Source organism: Halioglobus sp. Uisw_031 (assembly GCF_047729875.1).
Classification (GTDB): domain Bacteria; phylum Pseudomonadota; class Gammaproteobacteria; order Pseudomonadales; family Halieaceae; genus Marimicrobium.
On the sequence record NZ_CP159826.1, the window covers coordinates 2,921,793 to 2,933,595 of the forward strand.

The 11,803-nt window shown below is 53.2% G+C and carries 8 protein-coding genes; 3 read left to right on the forward strand and 5 right to left on the reverse strand.

Annotation, left to right across the window (positions count from 1 at the left end; genetic code table 11):
• Positions 1–159: 159 nt before the first annotated feature.
• Positions 160–1,326: a dipeptidase gene (locus ABXT62_RS13205; protein ID WP_415355746.1), complete on the forward strand. Its 1,167-nt coding sequence runs from the start codon at positions 160–162 to the stop codon at positions 1,324–1,326.
• A 6-nt stretch (positions 1,327–1,332) separates the two neighbouring features.
• On the opposite strand, the gene ABXT62_RS13210 is transcribed toward ABXT62_RS13205, so the two are convergent.
• The gene (locus tag ABXT62_RS13210; protein WP_415355747.1) at positions 1,333–1,797 is read right to left on the reverse strand and encodes a VOC family protein; all 465 of its coding nucleotides are present in this window, start codon (positions 1,795–1,797) and stop codon (positions 1,333–1,335) included.
• Positions 1,798–2,129: 332 nt separating this feature from the next.
• Between ABXT62_RS13210 and ABXT62_RS13215 the strand changes: the two genes are divergently transcribed.
• Positions 2,130–4,202 (forward strand): PQQ-dependent dehydrogenase, methanol/ethanol family, encoded by a 2,073-nt coding sequence (locus ABXT62_RS13215; RefSeq protein ID WP_415355748.1) that lies wholly within the window; start codon positions 2,130–2,132, stop codon positions 4,200–4,202.
• Between the two features lie 158 nt (positions 4,203–4,360).
• Positions 4,361–5,302, forward strand: coding sequence for an isopenicillin N synthase family dioxygenase (locus ABXT62_RS13220; RefSeq protein WP_415355749.1), 942 nt, complete (start codon positions 4,361–4,363; stop codon positions 5,300–5,302).
• A 114-nt stretch (positions 5,303–5,416) separates the two neighbouring features.
• Here ABXT62_RS13220 and ABXT62_RS13225 read toward each other — a convergent pair whose 3' ends face one another.
• The 4 genes from ABXT62_RS13225 to ABXT62_RS13240 all read right to left on the reverse strand — a co-directional run bounded on the left by ABXT62_RS13225 (position 5,417) and on the right by ABXT62_RS13240 (position 11,719).
• The gene (locus ABXT62_RS13225; RefSeq protein ID WP_415355750.1) at positions 5,417–6,367 is read right to left on the reverse strand and encodes an LLM class flavin-dependent oxidoreductase; all 951 of its coding nucleotides are present in this window, start codon (positions 6,365–6,367) and stop codon (positions 5,417–5,419) included.
• Between the two features lie 134 nt (positions 6,368–6,501).
• On the reverse strand, positions 6,502–8,643 hold the full coding sequence (locus tag ABXT62_RS13230; protein ID WP_415355751.1) for a hypothetical protein: 2,142 nt from the start codon (positions 8,641–8,643) through the stop codon (positions 6,502–6,504).
• Positions 8,644–8,678: 35 nt separating this feature from the next.
• The gene (locus ABXT62_RS13235; RefSeq protein WP_415355752.1) at positions 8,679–10,937 is read right to left on the reverse strand and encodes a molybdopterin-dependent oxidoreductase; all 2,259 of its coding nucleotides are present in this window, start codon (positions 10,935–10,937) and stop codon (positions 8,679–8,681) included.
• Positions 10,938–11,077: 140 nt separating this feature from the next.
• Positions 11,078–11,719 (reverse strand): TetR/AcrR family transcriptional regulator, encoded by a 642-nt coding sequence (locus ABXT62_RS13240; protein WP_415355753.1) that lies wholly within the window; start codon positions 11,717–11,719, stop codon positions 11,078–11,080.
• Positions 11,720–11,803: the final 84 nt, after the last annotated feature.

The following is an 11,803-nucleotide window of genomic DNA, read 5'->3' on the forward strand; positions in this document are numbered from 1 at the left end:
ACTAATAATTATTCTGGGTAACGACGTGTTGTGAACATAGTACCAACATCCAGCACCAGGGGCATTAGTAAAAAATGAGCCCATATACTCTTTACCTATACCCGGCCATTTAGAGGTAACCTATCTACCGACAACTCAACCAGCGAGGTCATATAACGTATGCGGTCTAAAATCCTGTTCGGAATGCTGGCATTTGTGATTGCTATTGCTGCTATTGGTCGTCTAGTACTGCCAGGCCTTCTGGAAAGCGCCTTGAATGTTGTCGATGAGCATGCGCCGTACAACATCTCTGAGCGGGCCCGGACACTGCATGACTCACTCTTTGTTGTCGATCTGCACAGCGACGCCCTACTTTGGGATCGTGATCTCAGTGAGCAATCCACGCGCGGGCAGGTCGATCTGCCGCGCATGCGCCAGGGCAACGTCGCGATACAGGTGTTTTCCGCGACGACTAAAAGCCCCACCGGCCAAAACTACGAAAGCAATGAAGCGGGAACAGACACTATTACATCACTGGCCATCGTCAGCGGCTGGCCCAGCTCAACGTGGGGTTCACTGTTTGCCCGGGCGCAGTACCAGCTGGACAAATTGCATGATCTGGTAGACGCCAATAAACCTGAAGTGATTTTCATTCGCCGCAAGGCCGACCTTGAACAACTGCTGAGCGCCCGCCAGTCAGATCCCGATGTCGTGGGCGCAATGTATCTGATTGAAGGAGCCCATCCGCTAGAGGGTGACGTGAACAATCTCGATATTTTGCAGGCGCAGGGACTTCAGTTTGTAGGGTTGACGCACTTCTTCGACAATGAACTGGGCGGCTCACTGCACGGCATCAGCGGTGAGGGGCTCACCGGGTTTGGCCGCAGTGTTATTGAGCGCGCCGACCAACTGAACATGACAATTGATATCGCGCACGCATCCCCACAAATGGTACGCGACGTGCTGGAATTGTCATCACGCCCCGTCATTCTCTCGCACGGCGGCTTCAAGGGGCACTGCGACTCAGCGCGCAATCTGGATGACGATCTGATGCTGCAAGTGGCGGAGACAGGTGGCATCATCGGTGTGGGCTATTGGGACGCAACCGCCTGTGACTACACACCGGCGGGTATCGTCAGGTCCATTCGCTATGGCATTGACCTGATGGGTCTCGAGCATATTGCACTAGGCTCAGATTACGACGGCGCGGTAACAACATCACTGGACACCTCCGAACTGGCGGCACTCACACAGGCCATGCTGGACCAGGACTTTACCGAGGCAGAAATTCGTGCCGTGATGGGTGGCAACATGCTGCGCTTCCTGCAGGGACAGTTGCCCGAATAGTTGGCGTCACTGATACACCCAACGATTCGCCGGCTCTGTGCCCGGTTCATACTCAACAGTCTGCACATCAAACCAGATCGGTAGCAGGTAGCGCACATAGAATGCACGCGTGGTGGAGGTGCCAATGACTATGTCGTCGTAGTCCTTGATCTGCAGGCGCTCATCTTTCTTCGCCCACTGCGCGCACTGCGCCCGGACATCATCGACTTCTGCGCGGGTTTCGTAGATAAAACCCAGGTGATCATATCCGGGAGACTGTATGCATTTCTCCTGCTCCGATAACAGCAGGAACTGGCTGGTATGCTCATCGGTACGCATGACCAATCCCGGTGTTTCCATTACCGGCACCGGCAACGGAATCGTTTCAAAACCGAACACCTCGCTGTAGAAAGCGCAGATTGCATCCTGATCCTTGTCCAGCGTACCCGGTGGCAGGGTCAGTTCCATGTGGTTTAGTCGAAATGCGGGCATCACAAATCCTTATTCAATTATTATCGTGGGAGGTTACCAACAGCTCGACATTCTGCGCTACCACTCCCTCGATTTCAACGGGCGGCACAACACAGCTACCTGACGATCTGTAATGCGGGGCACTCTAAACAGGTAGGCCGCGCTGCTGTGGGGCGGCCTTCAGAAATATCTGAGGGGACTGCGGGTTCAGCCCGCAGTTGTCACAACCCTGACAATTTTACTCGCGGCCGGTATAATGATCGCTCAATAATACTGGCTGGCACTTCACCCTGAATCGTTTAATCGCTTTTATCGCGCTACTGCTTATTTCATTACCCGGCTATTCGCTGTCTGTGAGTGATCAACGCCTGGCGGATGCCGCTGCAGAGCCGGGCAACTGGATGAGTCACGGCAACACTTGGCGTGAGCAGCGCTTCAGCCCGCTGACAGCAATCAATGACAGTAATGTCGATCAATTAGGCATTAGCTGGTTTTTTGAGACCCCTTTCACCAATGGTTTGCAGGGTACACCGCTGGTTGTTGATGGGGTGATGTACGCCAGTGCCGAGTGGAGTGTGGTGTATGCTCTTGATGCCCGCACAGGTGAGATGTTGTGGAAATATGACCCACGGGTGCCGCGCGAGACTGCTTATAAATATTGCTGCGGTGCCGTTAATCGCGGGGTGGCTGTTTGGCAAGATAAGGTTTATGTCGGCACACTGGATGGGCGCCTCATTGCGATCGATGCAGTCAGCGGCCTCGCGGCTTGGGAAACGCAGACCACAGACATTAACAAGGCGTATTCGATCACCGGTGCGCCACGCATAGCCAATGGCAAAGTGATTATCGGCAACGGCGGATCGGAGTATGGGGTGCGCGGTTATGTCAGTGCCTATGATGCCGCAACCGGCGAACAGGCGTGGCGGTTTTATACGATTCCGGGCAACCCCGCCGATGGCTTTGAAAATGAGCTGATGGCGATGGCCGCTAAAACCTGGACCGGTGAGTGGTGGAAGGTCGGCGGTGGTGGCACCGTTTGGGATTCCATTGTCTACGACCCCGAGTTGAATATTCTCTATATCGGTGTCGGCAACGGCGCGCCGCATAACCGTGACATGCGCAGCCCTGATGGCGGGGACAATCTATTTCTGACCTCTATCGTGGCCGTGAATGCCGACAGCGGTGAATATCTGTGGCATCACCAGCAGGTAGAGGGGGACACGTGGGATTATACGGCCACCCAGCAAATGGTGCTGGCGGAGATAGAGTGGCAGGGCCTGCCGCGCAAAGTTCTGATGCAGGCACCTAAGGCAGGTTTCTTTTATATCTATGACCGCGTCACTGGTGAGCTGCTGTCGGCGGAGCCCTATGTAAAAGTTACCTGGGCCAGTGGCTATGACTTGAGTACCGGCAGGCCGATTGAAAATCCTGGTGTGCGTTATGCGCCCGGCACCACGTCTATGATCTTTCCCAGCGGACTGGGCGGGCATAACTGGCACCCCATGGCTTATAGCCCCGATACCGGCTTAATGTATATTCCGACCCTTGAATTTGGTACCGAGTTTGAAGCCGAGGAGGCGTTTGAGTTTACGCCGCGCCACTGGAATTTAGGCTATAAGGCTGATGGTGCTGACCTGAATCAACAGCTGACCCAAGCGATTTTGAAAACCATGCCCCAGTCTTTTTTAATGGCCTGGGATCCGGTAAAGCAACAGGCGGCATGGCGAGCGGACTACCCTTACGGACCCAACGGTGGCGTGCTGGCCACTGCCGGAAACCTGGTATTCCAGGGTAGCGTCGACGGCTATTTTTATGCCTATCGCGCCGATACGGGTGAACGTTTGTGGCGTGCTGATGTGCAAAATGGCGTGATGGCCGCACCGATCAGCTATCAGGTAGACGGAGAGAACTATGTCACCGTAATGGTCGGCCGAGGCGGCGGCTTCAGCTTGATGATCGGCATACAGCATGAGCGGCCGGTGATAAACGGTCGGGTGATTACCTTTAAACTCGGTGCCAGTGAGTCACTACCTGCCATCCCTAAAAAGCAGTTTCCCGAGCCCCCGACGCGGCTGGATATCAGCGCTGAGGAATTGAAACGCGGTCACCATCTATACAGTCGCTACTGTGCACGATGCCATGGTATGGATGCAGTCAGTGATGGCTCGGTGCCGGACCTGCGCCATCTCGACCCGGTATGGCATGAGAATTTCTTGCCAGTGGTACTCGAAGGTACGATTAAAAATGCCGGCATGCCTCGCTTTGATGATGTACTCGATAAAGACGATGCACGCTTTGTGCACGCCTATATTATTGAGCGCAGCCATGAAGATAAAGCGCTACGTGAATCATCGAGTGTGTGGTTGGCAGTGAAAGAGTGGTTCTACACGCTGGTCGCCAAGGTAATGACCTGGCTGTCGCAGTAACGCACTCTCTGTTTACCCACGATACCGATACGCAGGCTGCCGCAGTGAATGGGGTGTCGCCAACTGTGGTCATCCGGTGTATGCCGACGCTTGAAAAAGGCGATGTCTTTGACGCTGATGTTTGGTTATAGTCCACGGCTCATTTTAGGAGAAAAAGCATGAGCGTACCGACGATCGACCTCTCCAATCCCTCGGCCGCTTCCCTCGCCGCACTCGACGCTGCGTGCCGCGATCACGGCTTCTTCCTCATCGAGGGGCACGGCCTCGACGCGGTGATTGAGCGCACTTGGGATGCCACTGAACGCTTCTTCGCATCGAAGCCACAGCAGAAGCATCAGCTCATGCGCAAGGAAGGCCAGCCCACCGGATACTATGATCGCGAGCTCACCAAACGGGTACGTGATCGCAAAGAGGTCTTCGACCTGCTCTCCCCTGCTTTGCCTCCCGAATTCAGCACGAATGTCTGGCCTGACTGGATGCCTGACGTGCAGGAAACGATAACAGAGTATTTCGACGTCATGGGCGCGGCGGCCGAAAAGACGCTACAGCTCGTGCTCACCGCCCTGAACCTGCCGCCTGACATCGCAGCGCAACACCACGGCAGTTCGCTTGGGAGTCTAATGCGCCTCAACCACTATACGCTCGATGATCCCACGCCGGCGTCTGATCGAGAGAGTCTCGCGCCGTTAGGAGACCTGGCCTTGGGCCCGCATACCGACCCCGGCGTGATCACGCTGCTGCTCCAGGATCAGACAGGCGGGCTGCAGACTGAGTCCGCAGAGCACGGCTGGATCGATGTCCCTCCGCGTCCCGGCACCATCGTGGTGAACCTGGGTGACTCGCTACAAGTCTGGAGCAACGACCAGTACAAGGCCGCCGTCCACCGGGTCACGCCGATGCGCGAGACGGATCGCTACAGCATCCCCTTTTTCCTGAACCCCACCTTCGATGCCGTGATAGAACCAATCCCTGAACTCTGCGACGGCAACCCCCAGTACCACCCCTTTACCTGGCGCGAGTTCGGCATTGGTCGCGCCAATGACAACTACGCGGACCTTGGGGCAGAGGACATCCAGATCTCGAAATATCGGGTGGCGTGAAGCGTCGGCTCAGCATCGGCAGCCACTAGGGGAAAGACCCCTATAGGTAAGGTACACCACGGTATGACCCATCAGCCATTGATTGAAATGCGGGCTACTGCCAATGGGCCCGCTCTAAACATTCGCCACCATTGCGGCCAATGCGCGCATCGACTGCTCGGCGCATTGACGACTTAAGCCTTTGATGCGCGGGCGCGCAACAATCAGGTAGTTCATGCCAAGCTGTTCTTGATACTCATGAATCTCGCTCGCAACTTCGTCTGCATTGCCCACAATCCAGGCTGCTTCCATCACCGTGTTGCCAAACTTTAGCGTGCTTGCCAATTGTGCGAGGTCACGTGTTACCTGCTTGCACAGTGCTTTGTCATCACTGATAAAAATCGTACGCATCAGTACGATTTCACTCGGCCTGGGCTGGCTGTTTTGATCTAACGCCGTATTATAAATCTCGTAGTTGTCTTTTAACTGCTGCAATGATTCCATGGGCGACGCTAGATAGGGCGTGCCCATCTTCCCCGCCTGCGCCAATGCCTTCGGGCCGAAAGCCGCCATCCAGATGGGCGGGTGAGGTTTCTGTACGGGCAGTGGCGACATCACCGCACCGATCGCCTGAGAACCCACAATACCGCCTGCCCAAGCCGCTTTCATCACGTCAAGATTACGGTTGAGTAACTCGCGTTTTTCTGTGGGGTTAACGTCGAAAGCACTCAGCATATTCTTTTCAAAACCCCGACCGAGTCCGAGAATGAGTCGGCCTCCACTGAGCTGATCCAGCACGGCAACTTGCTCCGCTGCCTGCAGGGCATTGCGGATAGGGAGCAGATACGAGGTAGTGCCCAGCTTGATGGTGGTTGTACGCGCAGCCACAGCTGCCAACAGCACAATAGGCTCGGGCACTGAAGTTGGACCTGCAAAATGACTCTCTGGCAACCAGAAAGAGTGGTAGCCGCACTGCTCGGCCAGCTCAGCCTGTGTACACAGTGCATTGGCATCCATGGTACTGCTCATGTGCCAAGGCGTGATGCCCAAACGCAGCGGGAGGGTCTGTTGGGTTGTTGTTTGCATGGTGTGCTTGCTCTAAAAGAAACTCGCCGCGATACCATTCGGGGTCAGCGGTGAGTGTACTACAGCGCGCTTGTAATTTTTAGCGGTGGTCTATCTCCGGCGGGTCTGTGCTGCCGATTAGCCGCTGCCCCTGATTAGCGGTTTGAGCCTTCGTACCGGTAGTACTCTAAACCGGAATCCGCGCCTAGGTTGCACCAACTCGTGGTTCCTAGGTACAGGTCACCATTCACCTTTGCATAGTTGCGCACGCCATTGTTGCAGGGGTTGCCAAAGCCGTCTTTAAACTCAACCGCTGGAGATTCGGTGTCTTCAAATACCATTAACCAGCCTCTCTTCGCCTCTTCTGGCGTGTACCCATTGCGTGAGCCATCATCGATGACGCTTTGATACAGGAAGTGCGCGGGGTTGTTTTCAACCACATCAGTCTGACCGAAAGGCCGCAGCGGCACAGTTATACCGAACAGGTACAGGGCTCTATGGTTCCAAAACTCATGGTCAGTGTAATCAAACATGTCGAATAGGCCCGACGTAGCGTTCCACAGGCCTAAAAATAATTTCCCATCGTGCTCCACGAACGTGAAAGTGTAAACCATCCCCTGATGCCCAAAGCCTTCGTCGCCGAACAGTGGCGTCTGATCCAGTTTGTTATTTTCCATAACAAATTGATAACCGTCGTAGATGTTGCTGCCAGGTGACTTTATGGGTACGAAAACCCAGTCTTTTTCTTTCCCATAGAGCAGCTCGACTTTGTCTTTCGGTGGCGTATTCGTCGCTAGAATATCTTCAATTTTAATCCGAAAAATAGACGCTGCACGCCAGGTTTTCATCATATATTCCCTATGCGCTTTTATATCTTGCGTGTCGTAGTCGCTCAGCTGACACAGGCTTTCAATCTGCTGTTCGTCACAGTACTTATGCATAATTTTGTCGTAGGCCCCAGAGGTCCCCTGATGATAAGAACCAAAATAGAGGTAGTCTCCAAAGAACGCATTCGCTGCGAACTTGGCGCCACGTCCACCCACCTGATCGGGATCATAGTCGGTGTACTTCATAACCGTTTGATAAACGACAGGCGCTTTCACCGAGTAGCCGTTGGCTGGCATGGCGTTACTGACCAGCATCGCGGCTGGCTCCCCATAGGGGTTGTACCAGGAGCTACTGACAAAATGTTTCTTGTCGTCCACCTCAAATTCCCGAAAATCACCCACCACACCGTATTGCTCAAAGCGTTGGTCAGACACAATATCAAAGCCATTGTCCAGCATGCCACCGGACAAGGGGTCATCCTGTGTGCCCACCCAGCGCAGCATGGCGTTTAAGCTCTTGCCAACTTGGCCACCAGACTGGTCAGGACCGCCGAACCAGTACAACCCCTGACTGCCATCAGGGTGGGCTACCGTCTGAAAGCGACGAACGGTATCAAAGAAAAACTCGGCATAGCCTAGGTATTCTTTTTTGACATTGTCGAACATAAAAATACGGTTATAGCCGATAATTCCCGATTGAGAGAAATCAAAATTGGCGGGGAATTTCTTCAACTCAATAGCGCGTTGCTCAGGGCTCAGACCGTCCAGCAGTTTGGCCTTTACGTCTCTAATTGAGTATTGATTTGAGCCGGCAAAAAAAGTGAGATTATCGATACTGCCTGCGCCTCGATAAGTGTAGCCGGGCATTGAAAGCATGGCGTCTATGCTGGACAGCTCGATCGCACTGGAGCTTGAGTCTGTCAAAAACTGCTGGCCATTGATAACGGTGTCCGGACCGACGTGGGTAGTGACGCCCGTCTCAACATCGTGAAAGTAGATTTGCGCGGTGGGACGCTGTCCCGTCGGCGGTGTCATCTGACAGGCGTGGTTGGGCGTTTCATGATTCATCAGGGCCAGTGGCATTTTCATCGAAATGTAAGGCCAGTAGCACCACACGGATGCCGCTGTGCCGTACCAGATCTCATTCCCCGAAGTCGTTGAGCTGAGCGCATACTGACCCGATTTAAACAGTGTTTTTTCGGGTGCCTCACGGGCATAGCGTATTGGATCCAAGATATTGTCCGCAGAGAAAAGACCGTCCCAAGAGCCATCGGCAGGCGCTCCAAACGCTCGGCTAAACGTCACCTCTAAACGGGGCATGCTTTTGTCATTGACGGCTGCGTGTATCGGTGACGTGTCGGTTGCAGCCTGCGCGCTTGCCTGATGCTGCTCGCCGATAGCCATGCCGGAGATAGAGGCGGCAAAAAGGCCGGTTAAAAAAGCGGCGGAAAGTCGTTTCAGTGGAAACATAGTTAAACCTCGGTATTGAGTCATGGCAGCAATAACTAAACCACAAACTCCTCTACGGTTTCGTCTTCGTGCTGGCGCTGCGTAGGAGCCGTCTTTGCGACGACCTCAACTTTTACCGGTACACCATTCACGATGGCATTTCCGGTGAGCTGATCAATGCCGGTCACGTCGGTAAGGTCATTCATGCTGACACCGGGGTTGGCATTGGCCACCTTCTGGCGAGTGTTTTTCCTATTGTGCCCCCACAGATGCGGCATACAAACGACTCCCGGCATCATGTCCTCTGTGAGGATGACAGGCATTTGAATCTGGCCAGTGCGTGACGTCACGTTCACCAGGCTGTCTGTTGAAATATCTCTAGCCATTGCATCGGCTGGATTCATCATCAGCTCGCAAGGGTTCTTACCTTTCACCAGGCGCTGGCTATGATGCATCCACCCTAGCGTGCGATTGGTGAGGCGGCTAATAATCTTCAGATCAAATTCAGACTCAGATTGTTCCGCTTCCATGCCGCCGTCAACAAAGTGGGCTTTTAAACGTGGTAGATCATCGACAAAACACTGTGGCGCGAGATTAATTTTCTTGTCGGCAGTGTAAAGGCCTTCAGGTAATGAATATTCGAGGTTGCCGAGGAAGATACCGTGAGGATTATCCTTAAGCTTTTGCAAAGACAACCCCTTCTTGTTGAAGGGATTGATACCTTTACCGTATGGCCCGAAACGCAGTCCCAGATCTACAATGCGATCGGTCGTTAATGTATGGCGTACCAATGTGTGAATAGCGCCGTAGAACAATTTCTTGAGAGGATTGGCAGTACGCTTGCGTGCAAAGCATGCCATTAAATCGGTAAATATCTCGAAATCTGTCCATTTGGAAGATTGGGTTTCAAATAACTGCGGAGAGTATTTGGACCAATTTATGGTGTCATAGAGATGATAAAACATGTCGTAGTGGCCTTTTTCCAACGGTCCACACGGCGGCAAAATAACATCGGCAAAACGGGTCGTTTCGTTGAGGTAGGGGTCGACCGCCACATAGAATTCTAGTGCGTTAAGCGCCTTTTCCGTGTGATGGCCATCGGCCATGGAGAGCACCATATTCCCCGCCAGGCCGAGCAGCCCACGCACCTGGCCCTCCCCTGGCGTCATAATCTCTTCACCCAGAATAGCCATTGGGAATTCCCCCGAAAACTCGGGCCGCCCAGTAACACGAGAGCGATACGTATCCCAGCTGGATTGGGTCAGGGGCAGCGATTCAATAGCAGGCTTAGGGAACATCATGCCGCCGATCTCGTCCATATTGCCAGTGATCACGTTCATGACTTGCATCAGCCATTGAGTGAGACCCGCAAACTGCACCATAGACACTCCCGTACGCCCATAACAGACAGCACTGTTGGCACTCGAAAATTCTTCTGCAATACGCTCTATGTCGCTACGCGCGATGCCAGTGACCTCAGCAATCCGACCTAAATCAAACTGATTAACGAGTGGCTCAATCTGACTCCAGCCATTGATGTGTTCTGCCATACGACCCGGCTTGGCCAGACCCTTGGCAAAAATCACCTGAATCAAGCCGATCAAAAACATTGAATCAGCGTGTGGCATAATGAAGTGATGTTCATCCATGTACTTAGCTGACTCAGTGCGACGCGGATCGATCAATACGCATTTACCGCCGCGCTGACGAATTTCATTGAGTTTTTTATACGTGTTTGCGCCCGTCGACATCTGAGCGCCGTTCGACACTTTAGGGTTAGTGCCGAGCATCAGGTAATAGTCAGTCCGGTTTATATCGGGGATGGTGCAAAGAAACTGGTGCCCCAGCATATGATGCCAGACAAAATTATGGGGCATCTGATCAACGGTTGAACCGGTATAAACATTACGCGTGCCCATAATTTTTTGTATCGGCGTAACCGCGAGTAGCGTGCCAATATTATGCGCAGTGCTGCGACCAAAATAGGAGGCAATGCTGTCAGCTCCGTGCTGATTCTGAATCCGCGCTAGACCCTCAGCCGCATACTCAATGGCGTCATCCCACTCAACTTCTACCCACGCGTCATCGTGACTTTTCTGCTCGGGATTTTTGCGAACCCGCTTCAACGGTTTACGCAAACGATCCTCGCAGGTATGGATATCTTGCAAGCCGATGGCCTTGGGACAGATGTTACCTTTGCTCAGGACATCATTCTTATCACCGCGTATGGCGATAACCTGTTTGCCATCGTGTTCGATCTCTATGCCACACATGGTTTCACAGAGGTTACAGGTGCGGTAGTGCAGTTGATTCATGGCGGTGCCTGTCGCGGTAGGAGGCGTTAATTTTCCAGCGGGGTATCAACAATAAAATACAGCGAAGATTGGAACACACCGCACAGACTTAATCAATTAGTATTAAGTAAGAATAGCGCACGTTGCCGCCATCGCCACGCTTACAGGTCGACTGGCAAATCTCGAGGATCTGGAGAATCGGGCTGTTGAAGCAGGTCAACAATGCCCTGAATAATGGCGTGTAAAAATATAGGACGGGAGATACGATCCGCTTGACTCAGGTAACCCGCCAACCCGTGAATCATTAGAGCCCCCATTAATAATAAGCGCGCGCCGATGATTTCTGGATTGTTTGTATTGATGCACCGCACAATCATTATGTTCAAGCGCTGAATGTCCGTCGCATCCTTGTCGCGATGAGCGCGGAGCTCGCGATAACGCTCGGAAGTCATTAGCTGGCTATGTATTCTTAGGAACGCATGCCCACCGTCGGCATCATCCAGTTGAGCGGCAACTGGAAGCACCAGTACTTCAATGAGCTGATAGAGGCTAAACGAGCCTTCGGACTCCAGCTGGTCCAGCATTGTTACTCGGTACTCGGCAATACCCTTCGCATGCTTGTCCAGAACAGCGTCCAGCAGTCCTTGCTTATTGGTGAAATGATACTGTAAGGCACTCCGATTCTTTTGCTGGGCGGCCTTCGCGATATCCAATAGGCTGGTATTGTCGACTCCTCGCTCTGCAAATAATCGCTCGGCGGTATCAATAATACGTTTGCGGGTGGCGGCAGTATCTTTACGCAAGATGTCAGCTCGTAAACGACAGGAGCGTTAGTCTACCCAAAATAGTCCCGTCCAGCACGCCCCTGAAGCCACTGATTCCTGCTC